This window comes from Micromonospora rubida (assembly GCF_009908295.1).
Taxonomy (GTDB): domain Bacteria; phylum Actinomycetota; class Actinomycetes; order Mycobacteriales; family Micromonosporaceae; genus Micromonospora; species Micromonospora rubida.
In genome coordinates this window covers 138037-157084 of record NZ_JAAALO010000004.1, presented here as the reverse complement: position 1 = coordinate 157084, position 19048 = coordinate 138037, and the positions used below count along the sequence as shown (strand labels likewise).

The window sequence follows — 19048 nt, the reverse complement described above, 5'->3', positions numbered from 1 at the left end:
CCGCGACGCAAAGGTCCATCCCAACGGAGGAGCAACGGCATGACTGCACACCAATGGCGGATCGGGCCGGCGCCGGTCGACGGCGAACAGGTCGATATCGCGGTCGACTGTCACCGAGGGCTGCGCGGTCCCTACACGGGCCTGGGCAGCCTGCTGCGGCTGGTCGTACCCGAGGCGTACGAACGCTGGCCGGACCTCGTCCAGCGGCACCTGACCGAGATCCTCTCCGCCGCCCCGGAGCTGCGCGGCGCGATCGACGCGGCACCCGAGACGCTCACCTCCCTGGCGGTGCCCGAGGAGCGGACCCGGATCTACCCCGCCAACCGCACCCGCCGCCTGGCGCACGGCGCGACGGAGTTCCTCGCCGGGTACGCCACCCGCGCCGGCCGCCTCCCGCTGCGGCTCGCGTTGGACCGGGTGGACCAGGCGGACCCCACCGACCAGGAGTTCCTTGCCATCTTCCTGCGCCGGGTGCGGCCGGACGTGGTGCGGGTGCTGATCGGCACCGGCGGCGGGGCGCTGGAGCCCGAGCTGACCGCCGCCCTCGACCGGTACGCGGGGCGGCTGCCGGAGCTGACCCCGGTCGCCGGCCGTCCCGGACGAGACCCGGAGGAGCTGCTCCGGGCGTACGTCGACGCGGACGGCACCTCCGAGGACCCGGCCGAGCTGGCCGCGTACCGGCAGGCCGACCCGCAGGCGCGGGTGGCGCTGCACGATGCCCGCGCGGCGCTGCTGCGCGGACGGGGCGAATGGAGCCTGGAGCTCGGCGCGATCCCCTGGCACCTGGAGCGCGGCAGCGACCCCGCCGGGGCCGGCGCGGAGGCGCTGTACGAGGCGGCGCGGCACTGCGGTGCGCTGGGCTACTACCACGCGGTGATCGACTATGGGACCCGTGGCCGGGCGATCGTCGACCCCGACACGCAGATGGAGCGGTTCTGGCTGCTCAGCACGCGGGCGAGTTCGGCGATGGTGGTGCTCGGCCGCACCGTCGAGGCGGAGCCGACCTACCTCGACCTGCGCAGCCGGTACGCGGAGCCGGAGTTGCAGATGTCCACCGGGTACGCGCTGGCCATGCTCTACACCCGCTTCCACCCGGAGGAGCTGAGGGACCACCACCTGGCCCGGGGCTACATCAACAACTCCATCGCGATCGCCTCGCTGCTGCCCGACCTGCAGAAACGCGCCTTCCACTCGGTGTTCCAGAACAACGGGCTGGCGCTGATCGAGATGCGGCTGGGCCGGCTGCCGGCCGCGCTTCGCCTGGTCGACGACGGGCTGAACCGGCTCGACCGGGAGCTGCCCGGCGACAAGCACCGGCTGCACCGCTCGGTGCTGGTGCACAACCGGGGCAAGGCGTATCTCGCCCTGGGCCGGCTGGACGAGGCGCTGACGGACCTGACCAAGGTGATCGAGCTGGACCCGAACTACGCCGACTACTACTTCGACCGGGCCGACGTGCGGCGGCGGCTGGGCGACCTCACCGGCGCGGTCGCGGACTGCGACACGGCGATCAGCCTGTCGCCGCCCTTCTTCGAGCTGTATTACAACCGGGCCGACCTCAAGGCCGAGCTGGGCGACCTGGCGGGCGCGATCGCCGACTTCGGCTACGTGGTCGAGCTGGAACCCGACCAGCTCGACGCCCGGGTGAACCTGATCAGCCTGCTGCTCGACGAGGGTTCGGTCGACGCCACCCGGCCGCACGTCGAGGAGGGGCTGCTCCGTCATCCCGGCGAGGCCCGGCTGCTGCACCTGCGCGGCGTGCTGGCGGTGACGGACGGGGCGGAGGCGGACGCCCGGCGGTACCTCGACGAGGCGTTGGTGGCAGACCCGGCGCTGGTGGCCGCGCTCGCCAGCCGGGCCGCCCTGGCCTTCGACGGCGGGGACCACGAGCGGGCCGTGGCCGACCTGACGGCCGCCATCGCCGTGGACGCGGACAACCCGGACCTGCTGTACAACCGTGGGTTCGTCCACGAGGCGGCGGGCCGGTGGGCCGAGGCGGTCGCGGACTACAGCCGGGCGATGGACGTGCCCGGCGCGGACCGGGAGGAACTGCTCAGCCGGCGCGCCCGCTGCCACGCCGAGCTCGGCGACGTGGACGCCTCCAGGGCCGACCGGGCCGCCGGTGCCGCCGGGCAGCCGAACCTGGCCGGCGCGCGGTGACCACCACGGCCTCCCGGCACGCCGGGGCGGGGGCCGTCCGGGTCCCACCGGGGGACCCCGCCCCGGCCGCGCCGCCGCCCCCCGGGGCCGAGCCGGCCCGGAACGCCGGATCCGGCGGCTCGGGGGCGGTCCGCCCCGTCCCGACGGGCAGCCCCGAGCCGGCCCGGCCGGCCCCGGTCAGCGGCCCCGAGCTGCGGGAGTTCATGCGCAGCTGGGCCACCGGGGTGGCGGTGGTGACCAGCCGGCTGGCGGGGCGGCCGGTCGGCTGCACGGTGAACGCGTTCACCTCGGTGTCCCTGCGCCCGCCACTGCTGCTCGTCTCGCTGGCCCGCACGAGCCGGACGCTGGCCGCGATCACGGCCGAGGGCGGCTTCGCGGTGAACCTGCTGGACCGCCGGCAGCGGGACCTGGCCGACCGGTTCGCGACCGCCGCCGGGGACCGCTTCGCCGGGGTGGCGCACCGCACGGTCGACGGGCTGCCCCTGCTCGACGGGGCGATGGCGGTGGCGGTGTGCACGGTGACCCAGCTCATCGGCGTCGCCGACCACATGCTGGTGCTCGGCTCCCCGTACCGGTGCCAGGCCGGGGACGACGCGGATCCGGCTGTCTTCTTCGGTGGCCACTACCGGACGGTCAGTCCGGCGTGACCTCGTCCCGGACCCGGGCGGCGTAGCGGCTGAGCGCCGCCCGGTTCGCCTGCTCGGTCTTGGCGATCAGGCTCGCCACGTGCTTCTCCACCGTGCGCGGCGAGATGAACAGCTCGCTGGCGATGCGGCGGTTGTCTGACCAGTCCGCCATGAGCTGGAGCACCTCGTACTCCCGCTCGGTGACCCCGATCATCCGCAGCGGCTGCGGCACCCGGCTCGTGGTGCGGCGGTACGGCACCACCACGCCGAGCCGGCGCAGGTGGGCCCGGCAGGCGCGGGCCGGGGCCGGCAGCCCCGCCCGGCAGAAGTACTCCTCGGCGCCGCGCAGCCAGTCGACCGGGTCCCCCCACCGGTCCGCGTGGGCCGCCGGCGCGACGAGCCGCAGGCCGAGGTGGACCACCACCGGGTGGGCCTGGGCCCGCCGCACCGCCGTCACCGCCGCACCGGCCGCCTCCCGCTCGCCCTGCCGGCCGAGCAGCACCGCCTTCGCCAACAGCACGAACTGCCGGTTCCAGTGCAGCCGCCCGGCCGGCGTCGCCCCGACCTCGCAGCACCGGCGCCAGTCGGCGTCGCCGTCCAGCACCGCCAGCAGCAGGCCCAGCCCCTGCTGGCCGGTGAGCGGGTAGGGCGCGGGTAGCTCGGCGTCGCAGGCCGCAGCCCGGTCCAGCTCGCGGCGGGCCCGCCCCCGGTCCTCCTCCAGCAGGGCGCACACCGCGGCGGCCATGCCGTGGGCGAGCGCGGCGACCGGCGGGCCCGTGTCGTCCTCCGACAGGCCGGCCAGCACCGCGTCCAGCTGGTGCCGCTGCCCCCGGTGGCCGGCGCACACCGCGCGGACCAGCGCCAGCAGCGGCGCGCTGTCGCCCAGCCCGAGCCGCTGCGCCTCGGCCGCGCACTCCTCGACGAGCCGCTCGGCCTCGGCGTACTCGGCCCGCAGAGCGTGGTCCCAGGCGAGCAGGACGTCGACCGTGTGCCGCGCGGCCGAGGCACCCGTCCGCCGGGCCCGCTCGGTGGCGCGCAGCAGCGCGTCGGTGTCCCCGGTGAGCAGCCACCGCTGCTCGGCGAGCAGCACCGCGGCCCGGTTGCGCCACAGCGGCAGGTGGTGTCGCTCGGCGAGCCGGTGCATCTGGGCGAAGCAGCACTGGGCCTCGTCCGCGCCCTGCCGTTGGGCCAGCATCCCGCGCGCCTGCCAGCCGAGGCAGGCGACGCCCGGCAGCCCGGCCAGCTCGGCCTTCTGCACGGCGCGCGTGGCGAGCCGGGCGGCCCGCTCGGGTGCGTCCGGGCCGAGGTGGGCGGCGGCGACGGCGTCGACCGCCGCAGTCTGTCGATCGTGGGCGCCGGGGCCGAGCACCGTACGGGCGGCGTCGAGCTGGGTGGCGGCGTCGGCACGTCGACCGGCGAGGAGGGCGAGCCGGGCGAACAGGACGTGCACCGCCGCCAGCCGCTCGGGCGGGACGGCCGGATGGCAGAGGTCGTCGAGGTTGTCGAGCAGCCGTAACCCGCGCCGGGCCTCGCCGCTCTCCACCAGCGCGCAGAGCAGCTCGTGCAGCACGTCGGCGCGGAGCGGGTTGTCGGCCGACGCCTGTGACAGCCGCCACGCCCGGTCGAGGGTCTCGGTCGCCGACCGGAGCCGCCCGGCGTTGAGGTCCCGGCGCCCGGCCAGGGCGAGCAGCCGTACGGCGCCCCGTGCGTCGCCCGCGAGCTGGGTGAGCCGGGCGGTGAACCGGCACCACTCGCCGGGCAGGCCCGGGTACAGCTCGTTCGCCGCGTCGACCGACTGGAGGGCGAGCGCGGCCTGGTCGGTGGGGGTGAGCTGGCCGAGCAGCGCGACGGCGGTCGTCATGGTGCGGAAGGCGTACCAGTCGTGGTCGCCCCCCTCGGCGGCGAGCAGGCCGGCGGTGACGGCGGCGCGCAGGTGCCCGAGCAGGTCGTCCTGTTTCATCCGCAGGGCCCGGCCGAGCACGGAGATCGGGAACCGCTCGCCGATCACGGCTGCGGCGGTGAGCAGGTGCCGGCCGGCGGGACCGAGCCGGTCGGCCTGGTCGATGACGCTGTGCCGCACGGTCGGCGGCACCTCGGTGCGCACCTCGTCGACCAGAAAACACCCGCCGGACTCCACCACCAGGGTGCCGCTGTCCCACATGGCGCGCAGCAGTTCCGTGGCCAGGAAAGGGTTGCCGGCGCTGTCGCGGCAGAGCCGGTCCAGGACAGGCTCCGGTATCCGCTCCGGGGCCAGTCCCAGCCGGGACGCCGCGAGCAGGTGCACGGCCCGGCGGCCCAGCGGCTCCAGGCGCAGGACGGTGCCGCTGCACCGCCGGCCGAGCGCCTGCGCCAGGTCCCACGCCGGCCCCGGCTCGGGCCGGAGGGTAGCCAGCAGCAGGGTGCCCTGGTCGGCGATGTTGTCGGCCAGGTATTCGACCACCGCCAGCGTCGCCGGGTCGGTGTCGTGCAGGTCCTCCAGCGCGAGCAGGCAGCCCCGGCCGGTGCCGGTGACCGAGAGCAGCCGCAGCACCGCCTCGGCGAGCAGCACGGGGGACGGCGCGGTCTCCGCCGTCTCCGCCGACCGGTACTCCGGGATGAGGCCGCCGAGGGCGGACCGGTAGGGCCGCAGGCTGGCGTGCTCCAGGATCGGTTCGGTGCGGAACAGGAGGGCCAACGCCTCGGTCAGGGGCCGCAGGGCCACGGCGCGGACGGCCGAGCCCGCCCGGCCGAGCAGCACGCCCATCCCGGCCCGCCGCCCCCGGTGGGTCGTCTCCAGGGTCAGCCGGGACTTGCCCATGCCGTCGCCTCCGACCAGGAAGATCGTGCCGCCGCAGCCCAACCGGGCCTGGTCCAGCGCCTCGTGGAGGGCTTCGCGTTCCCGGTCCCGGCCGACCAGGGCGGGCAGTTCCGGACGGTCGTCTGCTGGCATGTACACCTGTCCCTCCGTCCAACGTCGAAGAGCGTGACGCCCCGGCCCCGAAGCGCTGCCGACCGGCTCGGCCACGGGCGCCACAAGGCTCGGACGGAGCGTTCCTGAGTCGTCACTCTATGAAGGAATTAACAAGATTTACAGACCCGTCCGGACCGTCCGCTCCGCCTGCCCGTCGACTCGGTGACATGCGTCCCCGACGCGGGCAGGAGGTACGGTGACCGCATGGCGGGCTGGGCGGCGATCGTGCTGGCGGGTGGAGCGGCCCGCCGGATGGGCGGCGTGGACAAGCCGGCCCTGCCGGTCGGCGGTCGGTCGATGCGCGACCGGGTGCTGGACGCCGTGGCCGACGCCGACGTTCGGGTCCTGGTCGGCCCGGCCGGCCCGGTGCCGCCGGGGGTCCGGCTGACCCGGGAGAGCCCGCCGGGCGGCGGCCCGGTCGCCGCCACTGCCGCCGGCCTGTCCCTGTTGCCCGCCGGTACGCCGACCGTCGCCCTGCTCGCCGCCGACCTGCCCCTGCTCACCGGGGCCGCGGTGCGGGTGCTGCGCGACCAGCTCGCCGACCCCACGGTGGACGGCGTGTGCCTCGTCGACCCCGACGGCCGGCGGCAGCCGCTGTGCGGGGTGTGGCGGGTCGCGCCGCTGCGGGCTGCCCTCGACCGGCTCGCCGCCGCCCGGGGCGGGACGCTCGACGGCGCGGCCATGCGGGCGTTGCTCGCCGGCCTGACCGTGCGCGACCTGCCCTGGTCGGGGACGGGCCCGCCGCCCTGGTTCGACTGCGACACTGACGAGGACGTACGCCGGGCGGAGGAGTGGACGCGATGACGGTGATGGACGACTGGGTCACGGCGGCCTGTGCGGAACTGGGCCTCGACCCGGACCAGGTGCCGGTGCCGGTCGTGCTCGACCTGGCGAGGGACGTCGCCCACCAGGTGCTGCGCCCGGGTGCGCCGGTCAGCGCGTACCTGCTCGGCCTGGCCGTGGGGCGTGGGGCCGACCCGGCCGCGACGGCCGGCCGGCTGAGCGCGCTCGCCGGCACCTGGCCGGTGGAGCTGGGCGACCAGCCTCCCGCCTGACCCGCCCGGTTTTCCACCCGTCTCCGGTACGGGAACGACCCGCAGCCGCCGCCTCCGGACGGGGGTCACGGGCCGGTGTCCGATCCTGGTCGGCCCCGGGGCGTCCTGGGTAGGGTGACCGTGACGGACGGAGGCGATCATGACGGTAGGCCACCCCTCGGCACCGGCCGGAGAACCGCCAGGCGACACGCACGAGCAGCACGAGTCGATCCTGCTCGACGAGCCGACCACGGCTGACCTGCGGGCGAAGGTGACCGAGGCCTGGCGCGAGTTCGCCCGGGCCCTGGCCGAACGGCTGCGCGAGCTGCCCGCCGGAACGCACGTCGAGCTGACCCTCGACCCCACCGCCTCCGGCACCGGGAACGCCGTCTACTCGATCAGCGTGGACTTCACCGCCGAGGGCCGGCTCTCGGCGCGGGCCGTCGGCAACGCGACCCTCCCGCAGGGCTACCGGCTGGACCGGTCCGCCGTCGCCGACATGGTCGCGCTCGGCTGGTCCCCGCCCGGGGTGGTCCCGGGCTCCGGCGAGCACTTCGGCCTGGAGGGCGACCCCGCCGAGGCGACCCGGCTGGCCGCGCTGCTCTCCCGCACCCTGCGGGACGTCTACGGCGCGCCGCACCCGGCGTTCCTGGTCTACGTCGTGCACGACGCCGAGGGCGAGCCCGTGCCGGTGGAGCCGCTGGGCACCGCGCGCAGCGAGTTCGGTCCGGACCAGGACGTCGAGGCCGACCTGGACGAGGCGCTGGCCGCCGCCGGCGCCCAGGCTGCCCAGAGCGACGTGCTGGACCTGGCGGAGCGGGTGCGCACCGTCGTCTCCACCATGCTCAAGTCCAGCTCCGACCAGTTGCAGGTCGACTCGGACGGGGACATCAACATCCGGGCCGGGTCGGCGATGGTCTTCGTCCGGGTCCGCGACAACCCGCCCCTGGTCGACGTCCTCTCGCCGGTGCTCACCGAGGTAGAGCCGACCGAGCGGCTCTACGTCAAGCTCTCCGAGCTGACCAACCGGATGCCGATCGGGCGGCTCTACTGCGCGGACGACACGGTGTGGGCGTCCATCCCGGTCTTCGGCCGCGACTTCCAGGCCACCCACCTGATGCTCGCCGTGCAGGTGATGACCGGCCTCGCCGACGAGCTGGACGACCGGCTGCACGGCGAGTTCGGCGGGAAGCGCTTCTTCGGCGAGGCAGACAAGCCCGGCCGGCGGGAGCAGGACGAGCACCGCACCGGCATGTACCTCTGACGGAGGGCCGGCTGCGGCTACGCCACGATGACGTCGAGGGTGGGTGGGACCCGGGCGGCCCGGGTGCCGGGCCCCACCCACCGGCAGTGGGCGGCTCAGGTCGCCGGCAGCCAGGCCAGCGTGGTGCCGCCGGACGGGTCGCTGGCCCGCAGGCCGGCGTCGGAGACGGTCCAGAGGGTGCCGCCGACCAGCACCGACCGGGCGACGGGGGCGCGGCCCGGGTGGGCGACCGCGCCGACCCGCGTGACGGTCCCGCCGGTGGCCCTCAGCAGCAGTAGCGAGCCGTCGTGGACCGGGATCGCCACCAGGCCGGTCCGGGGGTCGTGGAGGAAGGCGTGTGGGTCGAACTCCGCCGTCGAGCCGGCCTTCGGCAGTTGGTACTGGGCCAGCCGGGTGGGCCGGGCCGGGTCGGCCACGTCGAACAGGGAGACCTGGAGGCCCTGCACCCGCCCGTCGGCGTCGGCCTCCTGGCCCACCCCGATCAGCCGCCCCTCGCCGGCCGGATGCAGGTACGCCGAGTACCCGGTGATCTTCAGCTCGCCGGTGACCCGGGGCGCCGCCGGATCGGTCAGGTCGAGCGAGTAGAGCGGGTCGGTGCGTCGGAAGGTCACCACGTACCCGGTGGGGCCGAGGTACCGCACCGAGTGGATCTGCTCGTCCCGGCCGAGCCCGCCGACCGTCCCGGTGCGGGCCAGGGCGCCGTCCCGGCGGGTCAGCACGTACACGGCGGACTCGGTCGCCGGTCGCGCCCCGCGCCGGTCGCTGCTGCTGGTGGTGGCCACCCGGAGGTGACCCTGCCACTCCGACAGGGCGTACTGGTTGATCAGCGTGCCCGGCACCGCGCCGCTGGCCAGGTAACGGGGCCGGCCCGGGGCGCCGGTGTCGAACTGGTGGATCACGGTGGTCGTGTCGTCCGAGGGCCCGAGCCGGCCGCGCGGCCGGAGTTGGCCCGGCCGCTGCTGCTGGCCGGCGAGGTAGAGGCTGCCGGCGGTGCCGTAGACGGTGTCCGCGTCGCCGGCCACGCTGACCGGGTCCCCGTCGCCGAGCCGGCCCGTGGCAAGGTCGAAGCTGAGCACGGTGAGCACGGCGGTGCCGGTGCTGTCGGCCGTCGCGCTCAGCCGGTCGCAGCCGACCTGGCCGGCGTCGTCGCGGCCATCCTCGGTCCGCTCGTACGTCGGCAGCCAGGCGTCCAGGCCGGCGCGGGCGATCACCGCCCGGTTCGCCGCCAGCCGCTGCGCGTCGGTGGCGTCCTCGCCCAGGTCGGGGAAGACCAGCCGGGGCTGCGATCGGACCACCACCCGGGCCGTCGGGCCGGTGAGCCGCGCGTCGAGCAGGCTCCCGTCGCTCCGGTACGTCCCGGTCAGCGTGGGCCGCCCGGCGAGGTCCACCAGCAGCAGTCGGGACCCGGCCGGCACGTCGGCCGCGCGCCGGCTGCCCGACGGCTCGACGGCCGGGCGGACCGTCGCCGACCGCACGAGGACCAGTGCCCGGTCCCCGTGCAGCAGCAGGCTGTCCGGCGACCACCCGAAACGACCGCCGTCGCCGGTCAGGTCGAGCTGCCCGGTGGCTCGCCGGGTCACCGCGTCCACCACCCGCAGCACGCCCCCGGTGACCGTGACGATCCGCCGGCCGTCGGTCTTCACCAGGTCCGGCTCGTCGGCGCCGGGCTCGTGGTTGTTGGTGCCGGAGTGTTCCGCCGCCGCGCCGGCCGCCGCCCGCGCGCCGTCCGCCGTCTTGGGCACCATCGCCCGCCCGGCGAGCCCACCCGGCGTCATGCCCGTGCGCCAGCCGGGCTGGAAGCCCCAGGGCCCCACCGAGGCGGAGGTCGCCGCACGCAGCCGGGTCAGCGCCTCGGCGCAGGTGTCGAAGGAGACCAGCCGGAGCGGGCCCGACGGCGGTGGTTGCGGCTCGTGGCGCGGGAAGGCGGCGGCACTCCCGGCCAGCAGGGTGAGCGCGGCCAGCGTGCCGGCCGCAGCGGTCAGGCGTCCCCGTGTCATGCCCGCTTCGACGCCGTGCGTCCGGCTCCGGTTCCCAGCCCCGCCGCGGTGGGGCCGACGCCGGTTCCCGGGCGGCTTACGCGGAGGGGCCGACGCCGGGGGATTCGACCAGGCGGGACAGCACGATGGTGCTCCGGGTCGAGGTGACGAAGGACTCGGCGCGCAGCCGTTCCAGGGCATCCTCCAGGTGGGCGATGTCCGCAGCGCGCAGGTGCACCAGCGCGTCCGCCTCCCCGGAGACGGTGTATGCGCCGACCACCTCGGGGTGCCGGCGGACGGCCACGCCGATCTGGGCGGGAGTGGTCCGTCCGGCGCAGAACAGCTCGACGAACGCCTCTGTCGTCCAGCCGACGGCGGCCGGGTCGACGACGGCCGTGAACCCCCGGATCACCCCGGTGGCGCGCAGCCGGTCGACCCGGCGTTTGACGGCGGGGGCGGAGAGTGAGACCCGGGTGCCGATGTCGGCGTACGACGCGCGCGCGTCTGCCACGAGTAACGCAATGATTCGCTGGTCTACGGCGTCTATCTGCAACGTTTCGCCTTCGGGGAAGCAATGGTTGTGGCTGTTACCAAAGTTGTACGGTACCTACTCTTGGTCACCGTGAACCAGCAGCGAGTCCTGCGAAAGCGGACATATCTCATGTGCTCGCCGGAGCGCTTCGCCGTCGAGTACGCGATCAACCCCTGGATGGACGTCGCCACTCCCGTCGACGCGGAGCTGGCGGTCAGACAGTGGGACCGCCTGCGGGGGACCCTGGTCGGCCTCGGTCACGAGGTACACCTGCTCACTCCCGAGCCGGGGCTGCCCGACATGGTGTTCGCCGCCAACGGCGCGTTCATGGTCGACGGAACGGTGTACGGCGCCCGGTACAAGCACGAGCAGCGGGCCGCCGAGGCCGCCCTGCACCGGGCGTTCTACGAGGCCCAGGGGTGGCGGTTCATCGCACCGGGCGAGACCAACGAGGGCGAGGGCGACTTCGCGTACCTGCCGGAGGCGCACGGGGGCCTGATCCTCGCCGGCCACGGCTTCCGCACCGAGTTGCCCGCGCACGCCGAGGCGCAGGAGGCGCTCGGTCGACCGGTGGTGTCGCTGCACCTGGTCGACCCGCGCTTCTACCACCTCGACGTGGCGCTGGCCTCGATCGACGACGGGAACATCGCCTACTACCCGGGTGCCTTCTCGGCGGCCAGCCAGCGGGTCCTCGCCCAGCTCTTCCCGGACGCGGTGCTCGCCGACGACGCCGACGCCCTGGCCTTCGGGCTGAACCTGGTCAGCGACGGCGCGAACGTCGTGCTCAACGGGGCCGCGACCCGGCTCGCCGGCAGGCTCAAGGCCGCCGGCTACACGCCGGTGCCGGTCGAGCTGTCCGAGCTGAAGAAGGGCGGCGGCAGCGTGAAGTGCTGCGTCGCCGAGCTGCGCCACTGACCACGGCGGCGCTCGGCGGACGCACCACCGCACGGGCGTGCCGACGGGGAGGGGCCGGTCTCACCTGGGGGAGACCGGCCCTCGCGCGTCCGTTGCCGTTCAACACCTGCCGGGCCGGCGGCGCGGCCCGTTCAGCCGAGCCCTCGGCACCTGCCTGCGTCGCGGCGGGCCCGTTCAGCCGAGCGTGGCCAGCTCGTTGATCAGCACGTTGGACAGCAGCCGGCCGTCCCGCTGGACCTTGCGCAGGTACCACTTCTGCTGTGGGGTACGCGGCTGGTTGAACTGCCACGCCCCGCGCGGGCTGTCGATCTGGCCGATCTTGCCCATCGCCAGGTTGACCTGCTGTGAGGTGGGGTTCGACCCGGCCAGCCGGATCGCCTTGTCCAGCACCTGAGCCGCGTCGTACGACGCCATCGCGTAGGTGGTGGGCGACGTGCCGTGGGTCTTGCGGTACGCCGCGGCGAAGGTGCGGTTCGCGGTGTTGTTGAGGTCGGCGGAGTAGTTCAGCGCGGTCACGATGTTGCGCGTCTCCACCTCCTGCACCTCGTTGAGCACCGTGCCCTCGGTCAGGAAGCCGGTGGCGTAGATCGGGCCGGCGTACCGCTCCCGGTGCAACTGCTTGATGAACTGCACTGCGGCCGGCCCGGCGAAGTGGCAGAAGATCGCGTCCGGCTTCCGGGTTATCGCCCTGCGGATGTCGGCGGCGTAGGTGGTGCTGTCCGGGGTGGTGGTGGGGTCGGCCCAGATCACCGGGTCGGAGATCCTGGGGTCCGCCGCACCGGCCGAGCTGAACTGGGCCTGGAGGCCCTGGATCACGTCCCGGGAGCCCAGGTTGTCCGGCGCGATGATGGAGATCCGGCTGCCGGCGGGAAGCCGCTGTGCCATGTACGGGCCGAGCGCCCGGCCCGGCTCGTCCAGCACGTACGAGGTGCGCCAGATGTAGACGACGCTCTGCAGGCTCTTCGGGGAGGCGTTGGAGCCGATCAGCGGGACCCGGGCCTTCTCCACGGTGTCCCGGATGCCGACCATGACCGCCGAGTTGACCACCCCGGTCAGCGCCAGCGCGCCCTGCTTGAGCAGGTTGTCCACCGCCGCCTTGCCGGTCTTGGCGTCGTCGCCCTCGTCGGCGGTCAGCAGGGTCACCGGATGGCCGCCGAGCTGCTGGTCGTGCAGGGTGAGGTAGAGCTGGAAGCCGTTGAGGACCTCGTCGCCGATGGCCTTGTAGCCGCCGGACTGCGGCGCGATGAGGCCGATCTTGACAGGGGCGCCGGTGGGGGCCGAGTCGTCCTCGTCCTCCGTGGCGCAGGCGGTGGTGAGGCCGGTGGTACCGAGAGCGGCCAACAGTTGGAGCGCCCGCCTACGGTTCATCTGGGACACCGAGTTCCTTCCGGGAGCTGAGCAGGGCCGATACCGCCCCCCTCGGCGTTCTACCCGCTCCGCGACGCTGCGTCAATGATCAGGGATCAACCTGCAAGGAACGCAGCGCAAGGGCCACTTCGGGCCAGGCGGACGACTCCGGATCGATAAGCCCGAAATGCTCGCATCCAGGGAGCTCGATCAGGCGGACCCGGCTCCCCGCCGACCGCGCTGCGGCGACGTAGGACCTGCTCAGCGCCACCGGCACCTGCCGGTCCAGGGTGCCGTGCACGACCACGGTCGGTGTCGATGGCGGTAACCGAGCCGAGGGGTCCGCGTCCGCGTACCGCTCGGGGTGTTCCGCCGGGCCGCCGCCGAGCAGCGCCGCCACCGCGCCCGAGTCCAGGTCCAGCCGGTACGCCTCGGCGAGGTCGGCCACCGGGGCCAGCGCCAGCACCCCGGCCACCGTGTCCGGGGCGGACGCGGCGGCGTACAGCGCGAGGTGGCCGCCGGCCGAGTGCCCGACCAGCAGCGGCGGGCCGGGTCGCAGCCGATCACCCAGCACCGGCCCGGCCAGCCCCGGCAGCGCCGCCACCCCGGCCAGCACGTCGGTCAGGGTGCCCGGCCAGCCGCCCCCCGGCTGCCCGGTCCGCCGGTACTCCAACTGGGCCACGGGGTGACCGAGCCCGGCCAGGGCCACCGCCAGCGGGCCGGTGTGGGCCCGGTCGTACTCCGCCCGCCAGAAGCCGCCGTGCACCACCACGACCAGCGGCCGGGGCGGGCCGTTCCCCGCCGGGCGGCGCAGGTCGGCGACCTGGTCCGGATGCCCGCCGTAGGCGACGGTGGCGTCCGGGGCGGGGGCGGGACGGTCGAGCACGGCACGGGGGTCGGCGGGCATGCCGGCGACGGTAGCGCGGGAACTCGCAGCCAGGATCGGTCCCGGCGAGCGTGCCGCCTCTCGGCTGGGCGAAGATGGGACGCATGACCGAAGCTCACTCCGCTGGACAGAACGACGAGTCGGATCACGAGGGTGTCGGGGGCGCCGGAATGGTGGTGGTGGTCGGCCCGGACGGCCGGCCGGTCGGCACCGTGCAGACCGACGAGACCGCCGGGGAGGACCCGACGCGCCTGGTGGAGCAGCCGGCCAAGGTGATGCGGATCGGCAGCATGATCAAACAGCTGCTGGAGGAGGTCAAGTCCGCGCCGCTGGACGATGCGAGCCGGCACCGGATGCGGGAGATCCATGAGCGCTCGATCGTCGAGTTGAAGGAGGGCCTGGCCCCCGAGCTCCGCGAGGAACTGGAGCGGATCTCGCTGCCCTTCGCCGAGGACAAGGCGCCCAGCGAGGGTGAGCTGAGGATCGCCCACGCCCAGCTCGTCGGCTGGCTGGAGGGGCTGTTCCACGGCATCCAGGCGGCCCTGGTGGCCCAGCAGATGGCCGCCCGGGTGCAGCTGGAGCAGATGCGCTCTGGCCGGCAGGCGCTGCCCAGCGGCCCGGGCGGGCTGGTGCCCGGCATGCCGGGCATGCCAGGCATGGGCCAGCCGCAGGGCGGCGAGGGGCACAGCACCGGCCAGTACCTCTGACCGCCGCGCGCCGGGCCGTCCGCGGCCCGGCGCGGCTCACCCCACCCCGAAGACCTTCTCCAGGTACGCGGCCACGCCGTCCTCCGAGTTCGCCGAGGTGACCTCGTCGGCGATCTCCAGGACGGCGGGGTGCGCGTTGGCGACCGCCACCCCCCGACCTGCCCAGGTCAGCATCGGCACGTCGTTGGGCATGTCGCCGAAGGCCAGCACGTCCCGCTGGTCGATGCCGGCCCGGGTGCAGTACCAGGCCAGCCCGGCGGCCTTGGTCACCCCGGCCGCCGAGATCTCCACGAGCCCCGTGTACGACGAGTGGGTCGCCTCGGCCAGCCCGCGCAGCGCCCCGGCGACCACTTGGACGAACACGTCGGGATCCTGCTCCCCGGCCCGGGCCAGCAGCTTCACCGCCGGCACCGAGTGCAGCTCCTCGGGCGAGGTGATCGCCCGGATCGCCTCGGCGTCGGCGTCCCAGCGCAGCGGGTAGCCCGCCTCGTGCCGCATCTCGCGGCTGTCGACGATCTCCACGGCGAAGCTCACCCCGGGCACCTCGGCGCGCAGTCGGCGGGCCACCTCGGCGAGCAGTTCCGGGGCGAGCGGGTCGGCCCGCATCACCTCGTCGGTCACCGGGTCGTACACCACGGCGCCGTTGGCGCAGATCGCCGGCAGCGGCTCGGCGAGCTGCTCGTACACCAGGGAGAGCCAGCGGAGCGGGCGGCCGGTGACCAGCACGACCGGGGTGCCCCGGGCGGACATCCGGGCCAGCGCGTCCTGGGTGCGTGGGCTGATCGTGCGGTCGTCGCCGAGCAGCGTGCCGTCGATGTCGGTGGCGATCAGCCGAGGTGTCTCTCCCATCACCGGGAGAGTAGTCGGTCCAGGTAGACCGCGACTCCGTCGTCGTCGTTGCGCAGGGTCACCTCGTCGGAGGCGGCCCGGACCGCCGGGTGGGCGTTGGAGACGGCCACCCGGCCCCACCCGGCCCACGCGAACATCGGCAGGTCGTTGGGCATGTCGCCGAAGACCAGCACCTCGGCCGGGTCCACCCCGAGCCGCTGCGCCACCACGGTCAGCCCGGACGCCTTGTCGACCCCGGGCGCGCAGATTTCGATGAAGCCGAGCCCGGCCTGGGTCAACGAGGCGACCTCCGCCGGGATGATCCGGCGGGCGGTCTCCAGCAGCGTGTCCACGTGGTGTTCGGCGGTTCGGGCGAATGCCTTGATCACGTCGCCGGAGAGGCACTCGTTGCGGGTGCGGGCCTCGAACCGGTCCGGGTACGGCCAGCTCGGGTGGTAGTCGCCCCAGAGCGGGGCGTCGTGCTCGTCGGACGCCTCGACCATCACGGTGAGGGGACCGACCACGGCCTCCAGGTCGGCGATCAGTCGGGCCAGCACCTCGCCGGAGAGCCGCTCGTCGCGCAGCACCAGCGGGCCGGCCGGGTCGCTCTGGTCGACCACCCGGCCCCCGCCGGCCATCACCAGGAAGTCGGCGGCGCGGATGTCGTTGCGGGTCAGCTCGGTCAGCCGTGGCCCCCGACCGGTCGCGCAGACCACGGGGATGCCGGCGGCCCGCACCCGGTCGAGCACCTCGTGCGTGTACGCGGAGACCGTCTCGTCGCTGCGGACCAGGGTCCCGTCGAGGTCGGTGGCGATCAGCTTGGGTAGTCCCGGGCGGGTCATCGTTCCTCCTTCGCCCGCCGCCGTCGCGCCGGCCTGTTCGTTCGGTCGTCGGTGCCTTGACCGGGAGTGACGGCGGGCAGCAACCGTACCTCGCCGTGAAGGTCGCAACATGGCTTCCCGGCGAACCGGCCGGCGCCGGTGGATGGCCACCCGGTGTTCCGGCCGCCGGCCGTGAGCGGCGTGGTGCAGCCGGGTCGGGAGATGCCGGCGGGGTGCCGGGCTCGCGCCGTCAGGTGGCGGGGTGGGCCGGGCCGGCCAGGGGGACGTGCGGGTCACCGGCCCCGGCGGCCGGGCGGTTGTCAGGCGGGCGGTTCGGGGCGGGCGAACGGCAGCGTGGGTTGGACGGTGAGGTCCGCCGGCGCGGGCGGCAGGCCGGCGTCGCGGCCCGACCGGGGTGTGCCTCCCCGCCAGCCCCAGCGGCCCGGCTCGGGCTCGGGGTCCGCCGGCCCGGCCCCGTCGACCGGGGCGTTCTCCCGGCCGGGCGGGCCGGGGGCCGGCACCCGGCCGGCGAGGTGCAGCGCCACAGTCAGCAGCGCACAGGCCGCGAAGGCCATCACCAGGCCCCGGCCGTACTCGACCCGGAAACCGTCCTCGGAGGAGTAGAAGAAGGTGCGCTGGCCGGAGTCGTCGAGCGAGAACGCCGTGGCGACCAGGAGACCGAGCAGGGCCGCCGCCAGAGCGAGGCCGGCCACCCGCGCGTTGTGCCGCACAGTGGGCGTGCCCCGCAGGGCCAGGGCCACCGCCGCGGCCAGCGCGAAGAGCCCCATCAGGTACCCCACCCCGAACCCGCCGATGTCGGACACCCCGCCCGGCACCCGCAACGTGGTGTTGCCCTCGGGGCCCCCGTTCGGCACGGTCAGCACCATCCACTCACCGACCAGGGAGGCGAAGGCAGCCGCGACACCGAGACCGGCCGGCAGCAGCGGCAGCCGCCAGTCCCGTCCCAGCCCCGCGAGCGCCCGGCCGGCCCGCCCGGGAGGCGTGGGTTCGGAACCGCCCCACTCCAGGACGGCCGTGCCGTCGGACCGGGTGTCCTGCCGGGGGATGGGGAGATCCTGGGACATCGGCCACCTCTCCACCGCTCGCGGGCCTGAGCCGAATCATGACACAGCCGACACCGCACGGCCGGGAACCGGATCCGATCGGACGCAGTCGGTCGCCCGCCGTCCGGCTTTCGGTTAGCGTCGGTGCATGCCTATCCGTACCGCATCCGCACGCTGGCAGGGCGATCTCACCGAGGGTTCCGGCACGGTCCGCACCGGCAAGGGCGGGCTCCAGGGGAACTACTCCTTCAAGTCGCGCTTCGAGGAGGGCGAGGGGACCAACCCCGAGGAGCTGATCGGGGCGGCCCACGCCGCCTGCTTCTCGATGGCGTTCTCGAAGCAGCTCGCCGACGCCGGCGTCACCGGCACCTGGGTGGAGACCGCCGCCAAGGTGCACTTCGACAAGACCGACGCGGGGATGACCGTCACCCGGATCGACCTGGAGACGGTCGGCCAGGCGCCGGGCCTCGACGAGGTCCAGTTCACCAAGCTGGCCGAGACAGCCAAGGAGAACTGCCCCATCTCGCGGCTGCTCTCCCCGGGCGCCCAGATCAGCCTCACCGCCCGCATCGCCTCCTGATCCCTCCGGCGCACCGCGCCCGCCCGTCGCGGAGGTCCCCGTCCGACCCGGACGGGGGCCTCGGCGTCCCGGGCCGGATCTTGGGCTCGGCGGGGCGGGCCGGCTCGGGAAGAATGGGGGCGTGGCGGTGGAGATGAGTCGGGAACGATTCGAGGAGCTGGTCGGCGAAGCCCTCGACGAGGTGCCCGAGGAACTACTCGGGCTGATGAGCAACGTGGTGATCCTGGTCGAGGACGACCCGCCCCCGGGCGACGGCGACCTGCTCGGCCTCTACGAGGGGCACGCGCTCACCGAACGCGGCTGGGACTACTCCGGCGTCCTGCCGGACCGGATCCTCATCTACCGCCGTCCCATCCTGCGGATCTGCGACACCGAGGAGGACGTCGTCGACGAGGTGGCGGTGACCGTGGTGCACGAGATCGCCCACCACTTCGGCATCGACGACGACCGGCTGCACGACCTCGGCTGGGGCTGAGACCCCACCCCTGCGCCGCCCCCGGCGAGCGTCACCGGGCCGGCTCGACGGCCCCGCTCGGCCGATGCCGCCGGTTGCGCTGGCCACCTACCCTCCGGGCAGATACCCCGACTCAGGAGGCACTTCCATGCGCAGCGCGCTGTTCTCCGCAGAGAACCTGGAGAAGGAGTCCGCCCAGCCCGGCATGCGGCTGCAGAACTCCAAGATGTTGAAGATCGAGCTCAACGGCGAGGCGATGGCCCGGGTCGGGTCGATGGTCGCCTACCAGGGCCAGGTGCAGTTCCAGGCGCTCGGCTCCGGCGGCCTGGGCAAGTTCCTCAAGCAGAAGCTCACCGGCGAGGGCGTCCCGCTGATGAAGCTCAGCGGCCGGGGTGACGTCTTCCTCGCCGAGCTGGCCAAGGACGTGCACATCGTCGACCTGGAGCCGGGCGACGCGTTGTCCATCAACGGCTCCAGCGTGCTGGCCTTCGACTCCACCCTCCAGTACGACATCAAGATGGTGGGCGGCGCCGGGATGGCCTCCTCGTCCGGCCTGTTCAACTGCGTCTTCACCGGCCACGGCCGGATCGCGATCACCACGAAGGGCACCCCGGTGGTGCTCAACGTCGACGCCCCGACGTACGTCGACCCGCAGGCCGCTGTCTGCTGGTCGGCCAACCTCCAGACCGGCTACCACCGGGCCGAGCAGCTCGGCCTGGGCTCACTGCTGGGCCGCACCACCGGCGAGGCGTTCACGATGAGCTTCGCCGGGCAGGGCTTCGTGGTGGTGCAGCCCTCCGAGGAGCCGCCGGTCGCCGGCAGCGGCGCCCAGGAGCAGCAGGGCGGCCTGCTCGGCGGCCTGCTGAGCTGACCGACCGGGGCGGGGTGCCCGCGCAACCGGGCA

General features: G+C 74.5%; 18 protein-coding genes. 10 read left to right on the top strand and 8 right to left on the bottom strand.

All coding sequences use genetic code 11. The features are described 5' to 3' along the window. The first annotated feature begins 39 nt into the window (after positions 1–39). Together GVV04_RS15065 and GVV04_RS15060 are read left to right on the top strand one after the other, a co-directional pair. A complete protein-coding gene (locus tag GVV04_RS15065; RefSeq protein ID WP_161688677.1) occupies positions 40–2160 on the top strand; it encodes a tetratricopeptide repeat protein in 2121 nt (706 codons plus the stop codon). Next, entirely contained in the window at positions 2157–2807 is a 651-nt protein-coding gene (locus GVV04_RS15060; RefSeq protein ID WP_161688676.1) for a flavin reductase family protein, read from the top strand. The genes GVV04_RS15065 and GVV04_RS15060 overlap by 4 nt, the downstream gene beginning before the upstream one ends. Here GVV04_RS15060 and GVV04_RS15055 read toward each other — a convergent pair. Then, positions 2794–5715, bottom strand: a complete 2922-nt coding sequence (locus tag GVV04_RS15055; protein ID WP_161688675.1) for a helix-turn-helix transcriptional regulator — start codon at positions 5713–5715, stop codon at positions 2794–2796. The two genes, GVV04_RS15060 and GVV04_RS15055, sit on opposite strands and share 14 nt — an antisense overlap. Before the next feature lie 225 nt (positions 5716–5940). Between GVV04_RS15055 and mobA the strand changes: the two genes are divergently transcribed. The 3 genes from mobA (at position 5941) to GVV04_RS15040 (ending at position 8034) form a co-directional block, all read left to right on the top strand. Then, positions 5941–6540: a molybdenum cofactor guanylyltransferase gene (gene mobA, locus GVV04_RS15050; RefSeq protein WP_161688674.1), complete on the top strand. Its 600-nt coding sequence runs from the start codon at positions 5941–5943 to the stop codon at positions 6538–6540. Beyond that, entirely contained in the window at positions 6537–6791 is a 255-nt protein-coding gene (locus GVV04_RS15045; RefSeq protein ID WP_161688673.1) for a DUF6457 domain-containing protein, read from the top strand. Before mobA ends, GVV04_RS15045 begins: the two co-directional genes overlap by 4 nt. Positions 6792–6930: 139 nt before the next feature. Beyond that, on the top strand, positions 6931–8034 hold the full coding sequence (locus GVV04_RS15040) for a T3SS (YopN, CesT) and YbjN peptide-binding chaperone 1 (protein ID WP_161688672.1): 1104 nt from the start codon (positions 6931–6933) through the stop codon (positions 8032–8034). A gap of 95 nt (positions 8035–8129) precedes the next feature. Here the strand turns inward: GVV04_RS15040 and GVV04_RS15035 are convergent, their stop codons facing one another. Together GVV04_RS15035 and GVV04_RS15030 are read right to left on the bottom strand one after the other, a co-directional pair. Continuing rightward, positions 8130–10031 (bottom strand): beta-propeller domain-containing protein, encoded by a 1902-nt coding sequence (locus tag GVV04_RS15035; RefSeq protein WP_161688671.1) that lies wholly within the window; start codon positions 10029–10031, stop codon positions 8130–8132. Positions 10032–10107: 76 nt separating this feature from the next. After that, complete coding sequence (locus tag GVV04_RS15030) at positions 10108–10563, bottom strand: Lrp/AsnC family transcriptional regulator (protein WP_161688670.1); 456 nt, start codon at positions 10561–10563, stop codon at positions 10108–10110. 60 nt (positions 10564–10623) lie between these two features. Between GVV04_RS15030 and ddaH the strand changes: the two genes are divergently transcribed. Beyond that, entirely contained in the window at positions 10624–11457 is an 834-nt protein-coding gene (ddaH, locus tag GVV04_RS15025; protein ID WP_201753560.1) for a dimethylargininase, read from the top strand. 174 nt (positions 11458–11631) lie between these two features. Here the strand turns inward: ddaH and GVV04_RS15020 are convergent, their stop codons facing one another. Further along, positions 11632–12834: an ABC transporter substrate-binding protein gene (locus tag GVV04_RS15020; RefSeq protein WP_161688669.1), complete on the bottom strand. Its 1203-nt coding sequence runs from the start codon at positions 12832–12834 to the stop codon at positions 11632–11634. A 79-nt stretch (positions 12835–12913) separates the two neighbouring features. Continuing rightward, a complete protein-coding gene (locus GVV04_RS15015) occupies positions 12914–13711 on the bottom strand; it encodes an alpha/beta hydrolase family protein (RefSeq protein ID WP_161688668.1) in 798 nt (265 codons plus the stop codon). A 74-nt stretch (positions 13712–13785) separates the two neighbouring features. Between GVV04_RS15015 and GVV04_RS15010 the strand changes: the two genes are divergently transcribed. Next, positions 13786–14397, top strand: a complete 612-nt coding sequence (locus GVV04_RS15010; protein ID WP_161688667.1) for a bacterial proteasome activator family protein — start codon at positions 13786–13788, stop codon at positions 14395–14397. Between the two features lie 36 nt (positions 14398–14433). Here the strand turns inward: GVV04_RS15010 and GVV04_RS15005 are convergent, their stop codons facing one another. The 3 genes from GVV04_RS15005 to GVV04_RS14995 all read right to left on the bottom strand — a co-directional run bounded on the left by GVV04_RS15005 (position 14434) and on the right by GVV04_RS14995 (position 17131). Further along, the gene (locus GVV04_RS15005) at positions 14434–15246 is read right to left on the bottom strand and encodes an HAD family hydrolase (RefSeq protein WP_161688666.1); all 813 of its coding nucleotides are present in this window, start codon (positions 15244–15246) and stop codon (positions 14434–14436) included. Continuing rightward, positions 15246–16067, bottom strand: coding sequence for an HAD family hydrolase (locus GVV04_RS15000; RefSeq protein WP_161688664.1), 822 nt, complete (start codon positions 16065–16067; stop codon positions 15246–15248). Before GVV04_RS15000 ends, GVV04_RS15005 begins: the two co-directional genes overlap by 1 nt. Positions 16068–16366: 299 nt before the next feature. Continuing rightward, the gene (locus GVV04_RS14995; protein ID WP_161688662.1) at positions 16367–17131 is read right to left on the bottom strand and encodes a hypothetical protein; all 765 of its coding nucleotides are present in this window, start codon (positions 17129–17131) and stop codon (positions 16367–16369) included. Between the two features lie 127 nt (positions 17132–17258). On the opposite strand from GVV04_RS14995, the gene GVV04_RS14990 reads away from it, so the two are divergent. The 3 genes from GVV04_RS14990 to GVV04_RS14980 all read left to right on the top strand — a co-directional run bounded on the left by GVV04_RS14990 (position 17259) and on the right by GVV04_RS14980 (position 19015). Next, a complete protein-coding gene (locus tag GVV04_RS14990; protein ID WP_161688660.1) occupies positions 17259–17690 on the top strand; it encodes an OsmC family protein in 432 nt (143 codons plus the stop codon). Positions 17691–17817: 127 nt separating this feature from the next. Then, the gene (locus tag GVV04_RS14985) at positions 17818–18165 is read left to right on the top strand and encodes a metallopeptidase family protein (RefSeq protein WP_328822454.1); all 348 of its coding nucleotides are present in this window, start codon (positions 17818–17820) and stop codon (positions 18163–18165) included. Positions 18166–18292: 127 nt separating this feature from the next. Then, complete coding sequence (locus GVV04_RS14980) at positions 18293–19015, top strand: AIM24 family protein (protein WP_161688656.1); 723 nt, start codon at positions 18293–18295, stop codon at positions 19013–19015. Positions 19016–19048 lie beyond the last annotated feature (33 nt).